The organism is Paenibacillus luteus (genome assembly GCF_006542765.1).
Taxonomy (GTDB): domain Bacteria; phylum Bacillota; class Bacilli; order Paenibacillales; family Paenibacillaceae; genus Pristimantibacillus; species Pristimantibacillus luteus.
This window is the reverse complement of record NZ_SKCD01000077.1, coordinates 209,851-226,162: the sequence shown is the minus strand read 5'-3', so window position 1 is coordinate 226,162 and position 16,312 is coordinate 209,851. Positions and strand designations below refer to the sequence as shown.

The window sequence follows — 16,312 nt, the reverse complement described above, 5'->3', positions numbered from 1 at the left end:
TTTCTTCTTGTTTGTTATTAAAATAAAGGTCAAACTGGTTTCCTCAGTAAAGCCCGAAAGCAAAATAGTTTTCCCCATAGGTTGGATTGAATGGCATCGGGAGGGGGAGTGAGCTCAAATTCGTTGGCAAACGTAAGGCCTGCCGAATTTACTATGCGAATCAACTGCTCCAAGTCAACGGTAGGATAGTCAAAGGTGAGTGCTATCCTGCCCCCAGGCTTCACCGTTCTGGCGAACTCTTTGAGACTGAGATCCTGATCGACATGCCGTAAATGTTCCAGAACAGAAATACAGAAAATAATATCAAAATAATTGTCCTCATAAGGGAGATCCGTTATGCTGGCTTCGGAATACTGTACTCTTGACCAGCCTGGATGGGAAACGATCGACTGAAGCGCCTGCAGGCCGACATCTTGGACTATTTCTTGTTCAATCGAGCTCCACGAGTTAATGCGGGCATCGAAATCGCAAGCATGAGTTTCTTGGCATACCGCGCCTAAATAAAACTTTAACGGGTGAGAAATTCCGCAAGCAGCATCCAGAGCAATATCACCGGGGTCAATTAGCGTCCTGCACCATTCATATTCATACGGGCGGCTCCACCAGGTTTCGGGCAAGGGATAGATCAGCGTATCTATCCTTGCGTCTGAACTGGTAAAGAAGCGAGCTTCTTCATGGCTGTTCACATTCGGATTTGTCATAGGCAAACTCTCCTCTCGCGGGATGCAATTGTACATCGCGTGTCAACACGAAGCTCATTTTACAAGCTTATTGAATATCATAGAATAATATGTGTGTTTTACGTCGCTTTCGAACTTATACTATTTGTTAGGATTATGTGGTAAGTTATGATGACTATGCAGAGGTAAAACCGAAGACAGGGATGAGGATTGAAGCAATGCCGATGTTTCGATTAAATAAAGGGGCTGGATAGATGGCTGTACCATCGTTTTTGTTTCAAACGTTTCCGCGAATGGAGACGGAACGGTTCATTTTGCGCAAGACGGAAGAGAGAGATATCCGTGATCTATACGAGCTGTATTCTAGCGAGGAGGTCGTGCGCTATACTCCATTATTGCCATTTGCCGCTGAAGAAGAGGCATGGCATGAAATGAACTGGCACTGCGAAATATTCGCTCAGCAGGTAGGCATACGCTGGCTTATCGAGGAGAAACGCACAGGCAAGGTCATTGGAACCTGCGGTTTTCTGCATTATTTGAAAGAGTACGGTCTTACTGAAATTGGGTATGATTTATCCCCAAGCTACTGGCGTAGCGGCATTATGAGCGAGGTTGCAAGACCGATATTGGCGTTTGCTTTCCGGGACATGGGACTGCAGCGCATTGAAGCGAAGGTTGATTCGGAGAATGAGGCATCGATCGGGCTGCTTACGAAGCTTGGCTTCAAGCTGGAGAATGAGCTTCGGGAATATGAATTTGAGAAAGGGCAGCATATCGAGCTTATGATCTTTTATATGCTGCGGAAGCAGTTCTCTTTTTGAACGGCAGGTCAGATTATCTTTCGCAAAAGACATAAACCGCGTATAATAAGAGGAGAGAATGCTTACGAAGTAAGTTTTGCTTCACAAAACAAAGCGAATGCTTACGAAGTAAGTTTTGCTTCACAAAACTTTAAGGAGGACAAAATCATGTCCATGAGCAAGGCGAAGAAGGCTAGACAGAAGCTGGCCCAGCAGGGGCGAGTGACGCCGGATGTACTGCGGGGAAGCTGGCAGGGAATCCATCCAACGATTAAACGCACACCTACCCTGCAAGAGAAACAAACAAAGCTGAATAAGAAACACCGAAGGAATCACGCGAATTACAGCGATGGTTCCTTTTGCATTTATAAGGGGAAAATGCCCCGCGCGACAGCAGTTTAGCTCCCTTTGGATCTCTTGATTAGGTCGGCTGCAGCCGTTTACTCTTTCAGTATTGTATCCACTAGTGTGGGTATGCTCGATAAGCGGATTGCTGGACTGCTCAAAGATAAACGGTAATTGTTGGATAAAAGCGGATTGACTTGCATAAAATGATCGCCACTCGCTATAATAAGAACATATGTTCTTATGTGGAGGGGTGGCAATGGCCGCTAATGAGGAAGCTTCCGTGGGAAGCAGGAGAACAGCCTTACATCCGCCGATCCAGACCGAGGAAGAGCTAGAGCTGGTGAAGCGGTATGTGCTGCTTGGTATTGTGATGCGCATTTTAGATCATGATATTCGTGTCATCGGCACTTCAGCCATTAAGCTGCCTAGGTTCTATGAATCCATGCTGCGCGGCATGCAGGACCGCGTATTGCTTGAGCTTGCTGCGATCAGAAGGCGATTTCGCGATATGGGCATTAAAGTGTATGAGGAGAAGCGGGAAAAGGATGGATTGCACGCCCAATATGTTTGCCGAGGGTACCATCATCAGTTTTTTATGCTGTGGGGCTTCGTGAAAGCGGAATCCGAGCGAGTGTTAAAACAGTATTTGTCCAGCTAAATTCAAATTTGTTCATGGTTTTGTCAAAATAACGAAAAAACTTTTCTGCTTTGTGTAGTTTAAGGTTGAGAACTTCGGACGATCTTATGTAATATAAGAGGTAGACATTATGATCGCAAAGGGGAGCACGTAGCAATGCATAAGTGGATTATGTTTACTTTATTTGCAGCGGCGTCGTTGCTGGGCTTATATTTGCTCACATTCGCCTTGCCTGCCAAGCCAGTTGACGAGTCAGCCTCGTTGCCTGAAGGCATGAGTTTGCTCAAAGTAGTTGCATCCAATGATTTCGTATTTGATCAAGAAGAGTACAAAGTTAAAGTTGGAGACAAAGTAAGGTTGAAGCTTTCCAATAAAAGCGGTATTCATGGGCTACATATTGATGAGCTGAAAGTTGTTTTGGATAACGACCACCCGGAAACGGATCTTGAATTCACAGAGCCAGGCACGTACAAGATCTATTGCTCGATTCCATGCGGTCAAGGCCATACAACGATGCATTCAACATTGATTGTTGAAGCAGCCTAACGGCAGCAAGTTAATCTCGGCATGAACCGTGAAGAAAAAAATAAAAAGGAGCCGAAAGGCTCCTTTTTGTTGAATTCATGCTACCTAACTGAACGGCGATGACGCTCGCTCTCGCGGCCTCGTGAAATGAGCACATCGGCAACGAAGCCAAGCAGAGCCCAGGTTAGAACGGTAAGCACATACATAAGCAACACGCTGACCTCGTGAATGTCGACAAATAAATCAACGACCCAAGCGGGAATGCTTAACATGAAAAAAACGAAATTGTGTGGGTCATAACCGGTGTAATTAAACAAACAAATAGCAAGTCCAATCAAAGTAGCAACAATTGTAACCGGATAGCGCATAACGTACCGATCTCCTTCGCGTTAAAGATTGCCGTAATGCGACTGCATAGGTTATTATGTGACAAACGGACGAAATTCATGCGATGACATTAGAGGAGGAACAAGGAATGTTAACTCATATTGTTTTTTTTAAATTGAAGGACGGCAGTGAAGAGAGCGTAGCCCGCACGGCACAGGTGCTTAGAGATATGGAAGGCAAAATTGAGGTTTTGAAGTCGATTGAAGTTGGAATTGACGTTCTGCATTCAGAGCGTTCGTATGATATCGCGCTCATCACAAAATTTGATTCAATGGAAGCGCTGGAGGTTTATCAAGTACATCCTGTGCATAAGAAGGTTATCGAGCATATGATGCAGGTTCGTGAAGCTTCTGTCAGCGTTGATTTTGAAAGCTGAGAGGCAGGTTAACGGTTTATGAGCGACATGAGGGACGTTTATGAAATAATGACCTATTTGCTGGTTATTATTTTTAGCAGCATTATTATGGTAGCTTGGTTGAAACGCAAGTCGAAAAAAAAGAAGCAAGGCTGAAAGCGGGCGACTGATTGATGTATTATGTGAATCGCGAACAAATTGCCGTGCGGCTGGATTCGATTGCTGAAATTGCAACAGCGCTAGACAAGCTTGCGGCGAATTGGCAGGGTACGGTGCTGGAGGGCTTGGCGCAGGAGAGAGCGCTGCATCTTGCCATAGAAACAGTAACGGACATTGGAAGCTTCCTAATCGATGGATTTATTTTGCGGGATGCAAGCAGTTATGAGGATATTATCGACATTACGGGTGAGGCTGGAGCATTTCCTGCAGACATGCAAGGGACGTTGACGGAATTGGTCAAGCTGCGCAAGCCGCTCGTTCAGGATTATTACGTATGGCTGCGGACGGAGCTTCATCCTCTCACGAAGACAATGGCCTCAATGTTGCCTATCTTCAAAAGGTCAATTGAGGAGTATTTGGATCGTGAGCTGTAGATAGGCTTGATTTACGAAATAATCAAAATACGTTACAATGACGCTATCAAGCCTGCAGAGGTGGTGAAGGGTTGAAGCGGATGAAAACAGTAAGTGCCGCAGGTATGACGGCAGCTACGCAAAGAGACAGCTCCACGCGTGAGCGTATACTGCTGCTGCTGAAGACTGGCGGCAGAATGAACGCGAATGATTTGGCAAATGAGCTCGGACTAACGGAGATGGCGATCAGGCGGCATATATATGCGCTTGAAAGCGAAGGCAGCGTAAACATCGTTTCGGTGCGCCAAGCGATGGGGCGACCTCTCCATGCTTATGAGCTAACGGCTGAGGCGGATGAGTTGTTTCCGAAAAATTATCATTTGCTCGCTTTGGATTTGCTGGATGAGCTGGCGGATGACCCGGATACTGCAGCGCTTATTGATCGGATCTTTGAAGGCCGCAAGAAGAAGATGTTAGACCGGTACGAGCCTCGCATGACTGGCAAGAGCTTGGAGCAGAAGGTAAGTGAGCTGGCTGCTATCCAGAACGCCGGCGGTTATATGGCGGAAGTGAACAAGCAAAGTGATGGCAGCTATATGCTGTATGAATATAATTGTCCAATTGCTCAGGTTGCTGGTGTGTACCAGGAAGCCTGCAGGTGTGAGCTGTCCTTATTCCAATCCTTGCTTGACGTGCCGGTTGAGAGAACGGAATGCCTGGCAAAGGGTGGCGGAAAGTGCAGTTACCATATTGGCTGACCAATATGAGATACCAATAGGAAGGCTGTTTTGCGAATCTGAAAAGATTTGCAGACAGCCTTTTTTTTGTTAAAAGAAAAAAATGTGGAACATGATTTTTTAGTTCAGCTGTGTCAGGCCAAGCCCATGCTGCTTATACTGTCATTACGCAAGTGGGCATTCGTCTAGAAGCATATTGCGTTTGGCTGTGCAATGGATGGAGGAGGAGGGATACGGGTATGGTCATGACTTGGAGCGCGGCAATTGCTGCGGGTGCATTTGTCATTCTGGTGGGGGGCATACTCTTCATACTACGAGCCGCTTTAAGAAAGCTGGGGCAGGTGCAGGCGATGGCTGAAGCCATGCAGTCGGATTTGCATAAGCTGTCCGCTGAGATTGGCGGGCTCGTCCAACCAACAGAGGAAACGATTCGGGAGGCTCATCGGCAACTGCAGGCTGCGAGCAAGCTGTTTGAAGCGGTAGGGCAGGTCGGAGGGGCGATTGCCCATACGACATCGGCAGCCGAACGTATAACATCGGTATTGTCAGAATCAGCAGAACAGCATGCCAAGCGACATGAAACCAAGCGGCAGGTCGGTGAAGCGCTGGAGTGGGCAGAGCTTGGAATGGCGGCGTGGCAGCTGTGGCAAACTAACCGAAAGGCATCAGAGCCCTCAGGAAATGAACAGAGACCCGGATTCGAATCGGATACCTAAATCAAACCGCCAAGACGAAGAGCACGCTAACCATGAAAGGAGAAATTGACATGTCAACACGTAAACAAACAAAAGGATTTTTGCTCGGTGCAATAGCTGGAGGTGTTGTTGGATCGGTAACGGCACTGCTGCTTGCGCCGAAGCCGGGCAAAGAGCTGCGTCAGGACATTTCGGCAGGGGCGCAGAAGGTGAGTGACACAACAGTGAGAGTAGCAGGTCAAGTCACCGATACAACGGGACGAATTGCCAGGCAGATTGGCGATCAAGCGGTGCAAATTGCTGATCGGACGAAGCAAGCGGCTACGAACGTTGTAACCAGTGTGAGATCGCGCAGCAGAGGCACAGAAGAAACGGAAGCGGCTGCCGATTTTATATTGGAAAAGGAAACAGGCGAAGTTGAGGAGACAAGTGCGATTGACAATGTTGAAGCCGGAGAGGCTGAAGCAGCGGTGTCGAAGGAGCTTCAATCAATCAATTAACAGAATGAATCGTAAGCAAAACGAAAGGCAAACGGCATGAAGCGTGAGCTCAAAGCCGTTTGCCTTTTATGCGAGAATAGAATTAGCTGAGAACATTGCTGTGCGCACGTGCCGCAGTCGTATGCAGCAAGCTTGAGAGCGGCTCCATATTGTAATCGCTAATAGCAACGGATGGTGTTTGAATTGTTTCTCCAGGGCCGACAACAGCAATTTGATCATTGAGTTTACCGATGAAGGCTCCATCTTGAATGACGGCTCCTTCACCAATAATAGCCCGGTGAATAGTTACGTTCTTTCCAATTCTCGCGCCTGGCATGATAATGCTCTCGCAAATTTCAGTATCCTGTCCGATCGTAACGCCAGCGCAGATGACTGAGCGGGTCACTTCAGCTTGGATAGAGCATTTTGGATGAAGAAGGGATTCGGAAATGATAACGCCAGGCCTAAGCGAAGTCTGATAAACGTTTTGGCTGTTGGAAATTACTGGTGTTCTTATGCCTTTAAGCTTAAATTCGCCATCGAGCAAATCCATATTCGCTTCCCACAGGCTATCAATCGTGCCTACATCACGCCAGTAGCCTTGATACGGATAGGCGACCATATGGGCTTGGGAAGAAAGAATCGCGGGAATGATGTCCTTGCCAAAATCATGGGTGGAGTGAGGATTTGCCGCGTCCTCAAGCAGAAAGTTCTTTAAATCTTTCCATCGGAATAAGTAGATGCCCATAGACGCTAGGTTGCTTTGGGGCTCTGCAGGCTTCTCATGGAAGGAGCTAACATGGTACTGCTTGTCCGCAGTTAGGATACCAAAGCGGCTGGCTTCCCGCCAAGGCACTGGCTTGACGGCTATCGTAATTGCTGCATCCCGCTCTTTATGAAAATCAAGCATAGGTTTATAATCCATTTCGTAGATATGATCACCGGAGAGTATGAGGACATGCTCAGGGTTATGCTTGTCAATATAGTCTACATTTTGAAAAATCGCATCTGCAGTTCCGCTATATCCCTCCAAACCTTTGCGGGAAGAAGGGAGAAAGGAAACGTCTTTAAGCTTATTCTTTGTTTGGGAATCGTGATTCGATTGCCTTACATATTTTTGAACCGTATCGGCGCAATACTGCGTCAGCACGCCAATCGTGTTAATATTGGAATTTGCACAGTTGTTTAGTGGGAAATCTATTATTCGATAACGGTCGCCGAATGGAACGACCGGTTTGGCAAATTGATTCGTAAGAGGAGCCAAACGTCGTCCTTCCCCACCTGCTAACAACATAGCTAAACATTCAATATGACCTTTCAATTTAATTTCCCCCTGTCCAGATAAGTTTGGTTGTGATTTCCAACAACATTGTACTGAGTGTTTAACCTACTATCACAGCTTTGAAACCGATGGTTCAAAATTGATTGAGGTGTGTAAAACGATAAGTTGAGGAGTATTTGCGTAGGCAAGCAAGAAAGACGTATCCCTTGCGGTGGCAAGGGATACGTCTTTGAAGCTTTAAATGTCCCGATATAGGATTCGAAAATCCAGCGGGGCCAGCTCGATTTGAAGCTCGCCATGGCAGGTTGAGATCTCATGGTTCGTGAGGGCATCGCGCCAGTCATCAGCTTGCATGGGGTGGGCTAGGCTGACGGTTTCTTCTGTGTTGTTCATCCATATCGTAAAGTGCTGACGGCAATTCAGCCGCTCAAAAATCAATGTACTGTTCTCGTTATCGGCATGGAGGAAACGGAAACGGCCATCCCGCAGGGCGGGATGCGTCTTGCGAAGCCCGATTAAGAGTTGGTAGAAGTCAAAGAGCTCACGATCCTGCTTTTCCGCATCCCATTCCATACATTTCCGGCAATCTGGATCATCTCCCCCGTCCATACCAATCTCATCCCCGTAATAGATGCAGGGAATTCCCATGGAAGTGAGCATAAAAACGGCAGAAAGCTTCAGCCGTGGAGTATGTCCTCCCAATCGTGTAGCGGCACGCGGAATGTCATGGCTGGACAGCAGATTAAATAATGCTTCATTGGCTTGTTGTGGGTACCTCATAAGTAAGCGATTGATCTGATCTGCAAAATCGGATGCGTATCCATCCGAGCTCGAGAAGAAATCGAGAACGCGATCTGTAACCGGATAATTCATAGAGGAATCAAATTCATCACCTTTCAACCAGTTGAGCGAGTTGCCCCAAGCTTCTCCGATAATAAAGGCGTCGGGCTTGGCTTGTTTAACCGCCGTGCGGAAATCCCGCCAGAAGGCATGGTCGATTTCGTTGGCGACGTCAAGGCGCCAGCCATCGATATCGGCTTCTTTGATCCAGTAAACCGCTATATCCAGCAAATATTGCTTGACCTCGGGATTAGCGGTGTTGAGTTTAGGCATATTTCCGAAAAATCCGAATGTAGCATAGTTCGCCACGCCATCCTTCACTTCGACAGGAAATCCGTTCAGATGGAACCAATCCTTGTATTTGGAGTTTTCACCGTTCTTCAGCACATCCTGAAAAGGAGGGAACTGCTCGCTTGTATGATTGAACACAGCATCGAGTACCACCCGAATATTGGCGTCATGGCATACTTTTACGAGCTTCTTAAGCAGCTCGGTATTGCCGAATTGCGGATCAATTTGCTTATAATCAATGGTGTCATATTTATGGTTGGATGGTGCTGTAAACAATGGCGTCATATAAATGGCATTGATGCCAAGATCGGTCAGATGCTTCAGGTTATCAAGAATGCCCTGCAAATCCCCGCCAAAATGGTCTTCTCCGCCGGGCGTCTCGCCCCACGGTCGTATCCCTTCCGGATCATTGCTGTGATCTCCGTTAGCAAATCGGTCAGGCATAATTTGATAGAAGATCGCGTCCTTTGCCCACTGCGGCGCGTCGAACAAATCGATAGCGTGAATAAACGGAACCTCGAAGTAACCGCCTGCTGGAACAGGCTGCTCATCAAAAATACCATTTTCGACAAGCCACAGTGTTTCATCGCCGCTGCGGACACGGAAGCCGTAAGAAAAACGATGAAACTCCGGCTTAATGACGGCCTCCCAGTAATCGAAAAGTGGATCTGCCGCTATTTTCTCCATTTGGACGTCGAGGGAGTGGCTTTCCCAGTCATACTTGTCACCCGTTACGGCTACAGCTTCTTCAACATCGTCTCTTTTGGTGCGGAGTCTGAGATGAAAGGTATCGCAATCGTAAGCATAGGCCCATTTCAGATCCGGTGAGTGATGCAAGCATTCTTTGAACATTAGCTCCCGCTCCTTTACGGTTATATTAGACATCAAAAAAATGAAATTACCCGCGCAGCAATGATTCTGCGCCGTCGATGTAGACGGTTGTGCCTGAAATGTGGCTTGAATCCTCAGACGCTAGGAATAATGCCAGCTTGGCTACTTGTGAAGCGCTACCGGGTCCATCTTCAAGCGGCTGGCTTCCCTCCGGGTATTCAACCGGGATGGTGACGCTATCCAGCTCAGGCGTCCGCTCCGTATTTTCGCCGATATTGGTATCGATGGCACCAGGACAGATGACATTAACGCGAATATGATACTGAGCCAACTCAAGCGCAGCCATTTTCGCAAAGGCGACCTGCCCAGCTTTGGTACTGCTGTAAGCACTGAATCCAATATTGGAAAATACGCGGTTGCCATTGATAGAGCTTGTAATCAGGATGCTTCCTCCCTTGTCCTTGAGCAGGGGCACGGCATGCTTCACAGTCAGAAAGGTCCCGCTTAAATTGACCTGCAGCGTCGTATTCCAGTCGTCAAAGTCCATCAGCTCAATAGGAGCCAGTACGCCATTAATGCCAGCGTTAGCATATACAATATCAAGCCGGCCATAATGATCGCGGATTTGTCGATACGCGCTTGCCAGTTGTATTTCACTAGAAACATCGGTTTCTATGGACAAGCAATCTACTTTGTACTGTTGAACCTTGCGGCATACCTCTTCCATCGCCTCTTCTTTGACATCAAGGAGGACAAGATCAGCACCCTCGCTTGCGAATTTCAAAGCGGCAGCTTTTCCGATTCCGGAGCCGGCGCCTGTAATTAATGCGATTTTCCCTTGTAAACGACCTGTTGCGGTTTGATGAGTGTTCATAACTGAAACTTCCTCCTTTGGTTGGGCACTCATGATTCTGCTTGTTTAGGTTTAAATGGTATTTACCCGATCTGTCGCAGCCTAAACAGTGGTTTAGAAGATAGATGAAGCAGTATAGTCGATTGTCAAATGAAAAAAGGACCGTGAGGCTGCTCTTAGCAGCTGTTCACGGCCCTTGTTCAAAATATGAGACTTTGTATACACGAAGAGGTTACATATGATTCAATTGTGGTTCTGCTCCTTCAGCATCCTTGTCTTCCTTCGTTTGCTGCACAAGCTTCACGTTTCTTAGCAGCAGGGTTAGTACAGTTCCGATTAAAATGAACACAAGCCCTACCCAGAAGACGGTATGAAGCGAGTCGATCAACGTTGATTTTACGACAGGCACCATTTTGTCGGTGAGCTCTTTCGGAAATTGCGTAAGCATCTTCGGATCGAGCAGCGTAGAATAAATCGCTTGTGGATTCGAGGCTACCGTTGCCGAGGTTTGATCGGCGAATACTTTGGCTTCCTCAGGCAATTGTCCGAGAAGCGGCACAAGCCTTTCTTTCAAATGAGTACTCGACTGCATATTCATGACAGCACCGAGCAGCGTCATGCCAAATGTGCCGCCAATTTGGCGGAAAAATGTGCTGGAAGAAGTCACGACGCCAAGCTGTGACTTTGGATATGATTCTTGAAGAACAAGCGTAAGGAGCGGCATGACAAGACCGATCCCGATTCCGAGCACAACCATGAATGATGAAGCGATCAGCTTCGCCGTTGAGGCATCGAGCGTAGTGAGCAGGAAGAAGGCGATAGCAACAATAATCATGCCGATTGCCAGCTGTAATCGTACGCCTATCTTATAAACGACCTGTCCGCCGATGACGCTGAAAATCATCATTGAAATCATCATGGGCATCATAACGGTTCCTGACTCGGATGCGGAAATGCCGACGATCCATTGCATGAATAGCGGTACGAACATGATGGCGCCAAACATGCCAAGGCTCATAAAGAAGCCGATGCCGTTAATCATTGTAAAGGTTCTGTCTTTAAACAGCTTAACGGGTAAAATCGGTTCTTCCGTCCGTGATTCGATGCGCACGAACCAGATAAGCGAAATAACGGCAAGCGCGAACATGCCAATGATCTGCCATGACAGCCAATCGAATTCACTGCCACCGAGCGACAAGCCAAGCAGAAGGCTGACCACACCGACAACCATGGTGAAAATACCAGCCCAGTCGAATTTTACGCGGCCCTCCGCTTTTTTGCCGCTAAGTGAAATCGCAATAAACACAGCAGCCAGAATACCAACAGGCAGGTTGATATAAAATACCCAGCGCCAGTTCCAGGCGTCAACGATCCATCCGCCGACCTGTGGTCCAAGCACGGAAGAGAGGCCGAATACGGCTGCGAATACGCCTTGCCATTTGGCGCGCTGCTTGCCTGTGAACAAGTCGCCGATAATAATCATGGCCATAGGCATCATAATACCGCCGCCGAGACCTTGAATGGCACGGAAGATAATGAGTTGTTCGATGTTGCCAGCCACACCGCAAAGCGCGGAACCAATAATGAAAATAATAATACCACTGACGTAAACGAGTTTTCGTCCTAGCAAATCCGCGAGCTTACCTGCAATCGGCACAATGGTTGTTGAAGTAAGCATGTATGCCGTAGTCAGCCAAGCCATCAGCTCAAGTCCGCCCATTTCTCTAATGATCGTAGGCATTGCTGTGCCGACAATCGTACCGTCAAGCGCGGCAAACAGCATTGCGATAAGCAAGCCTATAATAAGCAGTCCTCTTTTGTTGCCGCTATCTGTTGAAGCCAGCGGAGCTGAAGCTTGTTTTGTGTTTTCCATCTGTCTTACTCTCCTGTCATTTGGTGGTTAGTCAGTCGTTTAACGGCTTATTCATTGTCCTTTGAAAGTTCGGCCGCTAGTTTATCCTTTAGTATTTAATATTTAAAGCACTTAAATATTAAGTGATATATATTTCAGTTGTCAACAGTGAAAACCTGCTGTTATTAGACTTGACACTAGAAGCCTTGTCCAATGATTTCGATAAGTGGCAGGTACGTTTTTGTGCCTGTATTCATATGCTATTTTGTCTGGATTCATTACTTTGTTCAGGAAAGCGGTGTGTTTGTGCAGCAACCGATTGCGATACTTGATTCAGGCGTAGGCGGGCTTACCGTTGCCAAGGAAGTGATGCGTCAACTACCGCTTGAGAAAATCATTTATTTTGGAGACACGGGGCGAACACCCTATGGGCCGCGTTCTTCCGAAGAGGTCGTTCGCTTTACGAGAGAAATCGTCGACTATTTAATACAGTTTAATCCCAAAATGATAGTTATAGCATGCAACACGGCGACGGCCGCTGGTCTTGAGGATATTCGGTCAAGAGTTGAAATTCCCGTCGTTGGCGTTATTAATCCGGGCGCCAGAGCGGCAATCGGGTTGACCACCACTGGCTATGTCGGAGTGATCGGTACGGAAGGGACGATCAAGAGCGGTGCTTATGAGCAGGCATTGAGAAAGCTCGTTCCACAGATTCAGGTAATTAGCGAAGCTTGTCCGCGCTTTGTTCCACTTGTGGAAAAAGGGAATTTTCGGTCTCCGGAAACGTACGAGACGGTCCGCAGCTCTATCGGACATTTACGGCATTTCCCGATCGACACGCTGATTCTCGGTTGTACGCATTATCCTTTCCTGACGGAAACGATATCGGAGGTTATGGGGCAGAGCGTCACTCTCATCAGTTCAGCTGATGAGACCGCACGTGAGATCCGTATGATCCTGCAAGGGAAAAACAATCTTGCAAGCGGACAGCATCTGCCCATGCATCAGTTCTATTGCAGTGGTGACCATCAACTGTTCAGATCAATTACAAAGCAGTGGTTAGGCCGACAGATCCAGTTTTCACCTGTGGTTTGGCAAATTCCGACGATTTGCTAATAAGGGCAATGAAGCCAGGTCCGTAAGTGGATCTGGCTTTTTTTGCAGCCAACGGGTTGCATGTGAGTTTTCATTTTTTTGTTCGACTGCCTTTGCCCGAGTTGATTTGTTCAATGTTGAGCCACATAGGACAAACTAGGCGGCGCATAACCTGATAGGACCACAATCAGTGACAGGAGGCGGTTATGATGTACTCCATTCAGAACTATAGCCATCTTGATTTAATGGAAGGCGTGAGACAGCTTGCAGGCAAGTATCGATTTGTGTCCGCTCATGTCATCGGGGAGAGTGTGATGGGCAAGCCTTTATTTGCGGTTCGGTGCGGCAGCGGTCCGCGGCGAATTCATATCAATGGCTCCTTCCATGCCAATGAATGGATCACCTCAGCACTGCTTATGCGCTTTATTGCAGATTTGTCCGCAGCATACTGTAACAATGAGCCGATCGGCGGGCAGCGTGTAGAGGATCTGTGCAGGAATGTGACCTTATGGGCTGTTCCTATGGTCAACCCAGATGGCGTGGAGCTTGTACAGGAGGGGATCGATCCGGATCGCCATACTTACCATCAACAGCTGCTTCAGTGGAATGGCGGCTTGGAGCAGTTTAGTGGCTGGAAAGCGAATATCAGGGGTGTGGACCTGAATGACCAGTTTCCCGCTTATTGGGAAGAGGAGTGCAAGCGTAGAGGCATAGAAGGGCCGGGACCTCGTGATTTCCCAGGGCCATATCCGCTCAGTGAGCCTGAAGCCTTTGCGATGGCGCGTTTTACGGAGATGATCGGCTTCGATGCGGTGATTGCACTTCATACGCAGGGTAGGGAGATTTATTGGAACTATCGCGATTATGAGCCGGCAGAGGCGGAGCAGCTAGCCAAAAGACTAGGGAGGGCAAGCGGTTATGAGCCTGTCAAGCTGTCGGGCAGCGACGCCGGTTATAAGGATTGGTTTATTCAGCAGTTCCGGAGGCCCGGTTTTACAGTGGAAGCGGGTTATGGGGAGAATCCTCTGCCGATGAGCCAGTTTGATCAAATTTATGTAGAACTGCAGCCGCTGCTGTTGGAAGCCCTTCGTCTATAGCGGCAGCATAAGGCCGTATGCACGCAGTAGGTAAACCTGCTGCGTTTATGCTATAATAGTCGGAAAAGGTCGGCAAAGGTGGGGTTTATGATGCGTAAACTGTTGTCGCTGCGCCACTGGCAGCAGACGTTTGTCCGGATTTTTCAACTGCTGCGCTCTAAGGACGTATCGCTGCTGGACAAGCTGATTTTTTCTGTGCCCGTGCTGCTCTATTGGGTTCTGCCTGACGTGATGCCATTTATGCCGGTTGATGATATAGCGGTAACGATGCTGCTTGCAGAATGGTTTGCCCGTAGAATGGAGACCAAGTATAATATAAAATAATGATTATTGCCGAAAGGCATTACGATAAGAGGAGCTGGATGAACGATGAATTGCAAAATTTCAAAAAATGCAGCAAAAGTTATACTTGCAGAGCTGGCCAAGCCTGAGAACGAAGGCAAATTACTGCGTGTCATTGTGACACATGCACATGGCGATCATGCCCATTACGGCATGGGAATCGATGAGCCAACGGATAAGGACGTTGTGGTTACCACAGACAAAGGCATCGATATTATTTTGGAGAAGGATAATCCATATCTTGATGGTGTTCGCATCGATTATTTCTATGTGCCTGAAGAAGGCTTTGCCATTACCAATCCAACCAAGGGCAACCACGGGGATCACTAGGATTCATTTGTAATGGGTTGAATAGGAAGATGAACGATGGCTAATGATATTCGGGTATGCGACAAATGCAAGCACATGAAGATGAAATCGATTGTGCCCAAGCTGGAGAAATTAGTGCCTGACACGGAGATCCGCGTCGGCTGCAAGTCTTATTGCGGGCCTTGTGCCCGCTACGCATTTATTTTTATTAATGGCCGCTACGTAAAGGCAGATAACGAGGATGAAGCGATTCAGAAGATTCTTCCTTACATCAAAAAAAAATAAAACCTGCACACCATGACCCTACGAAAGCTTGACTCGTAGGGTCTTTGTATACCTAAACGCCCGTACGTGCTGTCTTGGAATGGGGCGATGGGCTGAGGGATTAACGAAAGGAGCAATAGAGTGGATATAACGACGCCGCAGTTGCTTTATCATGGTACGACAAGCGATACGGTACAATCATTTGGCCAGAAGCTGCTAAACTCGCCTTATTGGCGGGCAGGGAAAGATTTTGGAGAAGGCTTCTATACGACGATATCAGCGGATCAAGCCCGGAAATGGGCACATAAAGCGGCGAAAGAATCTTGGAATGGCGGCCGTCCCTGCGTACTCGTAGTTGAACTGTCGTCAGTTCCTCATCGAGTGGATCCTTTGCTGTTTCTATCCGATTCGCCGGCATGGGCGTCCTTTATCTATGAGCACCGCAAGGCAACGGTAAAAGGCAGCGATCCCTGCGAGAGCCATCCCGACATCATTATCGGACCGATGGCGGACAATGACACTGGAAAAATCGTACATAAAGCAGTACAATTAAATAAAGATGAACATTGGTTTTACGAACAGATTACACTGTCGCGCAAAGGCAGGAAGCTTGATTCGCTGCGGCTCGGCAACCAGGTTGTATTTTGCACCGAGCAGTGGGAGTCGCATTTGAGGCTGGTCGGCTACCATATTTATACGGGAAGCAGGTGGATGTACCATGAAAGCGAAGACGCAGGTCAGGTTAAGCTTGTATGAACGAGGCATCGTTGAAGCGTTGACAGCGGAATACGGTTATTCCCAACCGGACGCGAGAACGCTTGTCGTAGACTACATTGAGGTGGTACGCAAGCTCGGAGGGTATGATAACTGCGGGCAATATGCCCAGCTTCTCGATCATGCGCGCCGTGTGCAGCATTCTCCCGCGCAGTGGCTGGAGCATATTCAAGCCATAGAGAAAGGCGAGCTACGAGACAGAGGGATTGATTCGGAGGAACGCCAATATTTGCAAACCAAGTAGGACCCGCGATTGGGATCGTCGGG

The 16,312-nt window shown here is 47.8% G+C and carries 22 protein-coding genes; 16 read left to right on the top strand and 6 right to left on the bottom strand.

Going from position 1 to position 16,312, the window contains the following annotated elements; translation table 11 throughout:
• Positions 1-29 precede the first annotated feature (29 nt).
• Positions 30-701, bottom strand: coding sequence for a class I SAM-dependent methyltransferase (locus tag E0496_RS33115; RefSeq protein WP_161601662.1), 672 nt, complete (start codon positions 699-701; stop codon positions 30-32).
• 233 nt (positions 702-934) lie between these two features.
• On the opposite strand from E0496_RS33115, the gene E0496_RS33110 reads away from it, so the two are divergent.
• From E0496_RS33110 to E0496_RS33095, 4 genes are all read left to right on the top strand, one after another.
• Positions 935-1,501, top strand: coding sequence for a GNAT family N-acetyltransferase (locus tag E0496_RS33110; RefSeq protein ID WP_141506180.1), 567 nt, complete (start codon positions 935-937; stop codon positions 1,499-1,501).
• 147 nt (positions 1,502-1,648) lie between these two features.
• Positions 1,649-1,882, top strand: coding sequence for a hypothetical protein (locus tag E0496_RS33105; RefSeq protein ID WP_141506179.1), 234 nt, complete (start codon positions 1,649-1,651; stop codon positions 1,880-1,882).
• 202 nt (positions 1,883-2,084) lie between these two features.
• Positions 2,085-2,486, top strand: a complete 402-nt coding sequence (locus E0496_RS33100; protein WP_141506178.1) for a YhjD family protein — start codon at positions 2,085-2,087, stop codon at positions 2,484-2,486.
• Positions 2,487-2,621: 135 nt separating this feature from the next.
• Positions 2,622-3,011: a cupredoxin domain-containing protein gene (locus E0496_RS33095; RefSeq protein ID WP_139992427.1), complete on the top strand. Its 390-nt coding sequence runs from the start codon at positions 2,622-2,624 to the stop codon at positions 3,009-3,011.
• An 80-nt stretch (positions 3,012-3,091) separates the two neighbouring features.
• Here E0496_RS33095 and E0496_RS33090 read toward each other — a convergent pair whose 3' ends face one another.
• Positions 3,092-3,358: a hypothetical protein gene (locus E0496_RS33090; RefSeq protein ID WP_141506177.1), complete on the bottom strand. Its 267-nt coding sequence runs from the start codon at positions 3,356-3,358 to the stop codon at positions 3,092-3,094.
• A 107-nt stretch (positions 3,359-3,465) separates the two neighbouring features.
• On the opposite strand from E0496_RS33090, the gene E0496_RS33085 reads away from it, so the two are divergent.
• The 5 genes from E0496_RS33085 to E0496_RS33065 all read left to right on the top strand — a co-directional run bounded on the left by E0496_RS33085 (position 3,466) and on the right by E0496_RS33065 (position 6,236).
• On the top strand, positions 3,466-3,753 hold the full coding sequence (locus E0496_RS33085) for a Dabb family protein (RefSeq protein ID WP_141506176.1): 288 nt from the start codon (positions 3,466-3,468) through the stop codon (positions 3,751-3,753).
• A 152-nt stretch (positions 3,754-3,905) separates the two neighbouring features.
• Positions 3,906-4,325, top strand: coding sequence for a DUF86 domain-containing protein (locus E0496_RS33080; protein ID WP_141506175.1), 420 nt, complete (start codon positions 3,906-3,908; stop codon positions 4,323-4,325).
• An 80-nt stretch (positions 4,326-4,405) separates the two neighbouring features.
• Complete coding sequence (locus tag E0496_RS33075) at positions 4,406-5,062, top strand: helix-turn-helix transcriptional regulator (protein ID WP_241675078.1); 657 nt, start codon at positions 4,406-4,408, stop codon at positions 5,060-5,062.
• Between the two features lie 218 nt (positions 5,063-5,280).
• Positions 5,281-5,757, top strand: a complete 477-nt coding sequence (locus E0496_RS33070) for a DUF948 domain-containing protein (RefSeq protein WP_141506174.1) — start codon at positions 5,281-5,283, stop codon at positions 5,755-5,757.
• A gap of 50 nt (positions 5,758-5,807) precedes the next feature.
• Complete coding sequence (locus tag E0496_RS33065) at positions 5,808-6,236, top strand: YtxH domain-containing protein (RefSeq protein ID WP_141506173.1); 429 nt, start codon at positions 5,808-5,810, stop codon at positions 6,234-6,236.
• An 82-nt stretch (positions 6,237-6,318) separates the two neighbouring features.
• Here the strand turns inward: E0496_RS33065 and E0496_RS33060 are convergent, their stop codons facing one another.
• The 4 genes from E0496_RS33060 to E0496_RS33045 all read right to left on the bottom strand — a co-directional run bounded on the left by E0496_RS33060 (position 6,319) and on the right by E0496_RS33045 (position 12,185).
• On the bottom strand, positions 6,319-7,536 hold the full coding sequence (locus E0496_RS33060) for a sugar phosphate nucleotidyltransferase (protein ID WP_241675074.1): 1,218 nt from the start codon (positions 7,534-7,536) through the stop codon (positions 6,319-6,321).
• Positions 7,537-7,734: 198 nt separating this feature from the next.
• Complete coding sequence (locus E0496_RS33055; protein ID WP_141506172.1) at positions 7,735-9,480, bottom strand: alpha-glycosidase; 1,746 nt, start codon at positions 9,478-9,480, stop codon at positions 7,735-7,737.
• A 46-nt stretch (positions 9,481-9,526) separates the two neighbouring features.
• Positions 9,527-10,333, bottom strand: a complete 807-nt coding sequence (locus tag E0496_RS33050) for an SDR family oxidoreductase (RefSeq protein WP_141506171.1) — start codon at positions 10,331-10,333, stop codon at positions 9,527-9,529.
• Positions 10,334-10,544: 211 nt separating this feature from the next.
• The gene (locus E0496_RS33045) at positions 10,545-12,185 is read right to left on the bottom strand and encodes an MDR family MFS transporter (protein ID WP_141506170.1); all 1,641 of its coding nucleotides are present in this window, start codon (positions 12,183-12,185) and stop codon (positions 10,545-10,547) included.
• A gap of 285 nt (positions 12,186-12,470) precedes the next feature.
• Here E0496_RS33045 and racE point away from each other — a divergent pair, with 285 nt between their 5' ends.
• The 7 genes from racE (at position 12,471) to E0496_RS33010 (ending at position 16,289) form a co-directional block, all read left to right on the top strand.
• Positions 12,471-13,280 carry a glutamate racemase gene (racE, locus tag E0496_RS33040; RefSeq protein WP_141506235.1) on the top strand — a complete coding sequence of 270 codons (810 nt, stop codon included), beginning with the start codon at positions 12,471-12,473 and terminating at the stop codon, positions 13,278-13,280.
• Positions 13,281-13,468: 188 nt separating this feature from the next.
• Positions 13,469-14,356: a M14 family metallopeptidase gene (locus tag E0496_RS33035; protein ID WP_241675073.1), complete on the top strand. Its 888-nt coding sequence runs from the start codon at positions 13,469-13,471 to the stop codon at positions 14,354-14,356.
• Between the two features lie 90 nt (positions 14,357-14,446).
• A complete protein-coding gene (locus E0496_RS33030) occupies positions 14,447-14,680 on the top strand; it encodes a hypothetical protein (RefSeq protein WP_141506234.1) in 234 nt (77 codons plus the stop codon).
• A gap of 45 nt (positions 14,681-14,725) precedes the next feature.
• Positions 14,726-15,028, top strand: coding sequence for an iron-sulfur cluster assembly accessory protein (locus E0496_RS33025; RefSeq protein ID WP_139992406.1), 303 nt, complete (start codon positions 14,726-14,728; stop codon positions 15,026-15,028).
• A 36-nt stretch (positions 15,029-15,064) separates the two neighbouring features.
• Positions 15,065-15,292: a YuzB family protein gene (locus tag E0496_RS33020; protein WP_139992404.1), complete on the top strand. Its 228-nt coding sequence runs from the start codon at positions 15,065-15,067 to the stop codon at positions 15,290-15,292.
• A 120-nt stretch (positions 15,293-15,412) separates the two neighbouring features.
• Positions 15,413-16,027: a DUF3990 domain-containing protein gene (locus tag E0496_RS33015; RefSeq protein WP_161601661.1), complete on the top strand. Its 615-nt coding sequence runs from the start codon at positions 15,413-15,415 to the stop codon at positions 16,025-16,027.
• Positions 15,990-16,289, top strand: a complete 300-nt coding sequence (locus tag E0496_RS33010; RefSeq protein WP_141506167.1) for a hypothetical protein — start codon at positions 15,990-15,992, stop codon at positions 16,287-16,289. Before E0496_RS33015 ends, E0496_RS33010 begins: the two co-directional genes overlap by 38 nt.
• Positions 16,290-16,312 lie beyond the last annotated feature (23 nt).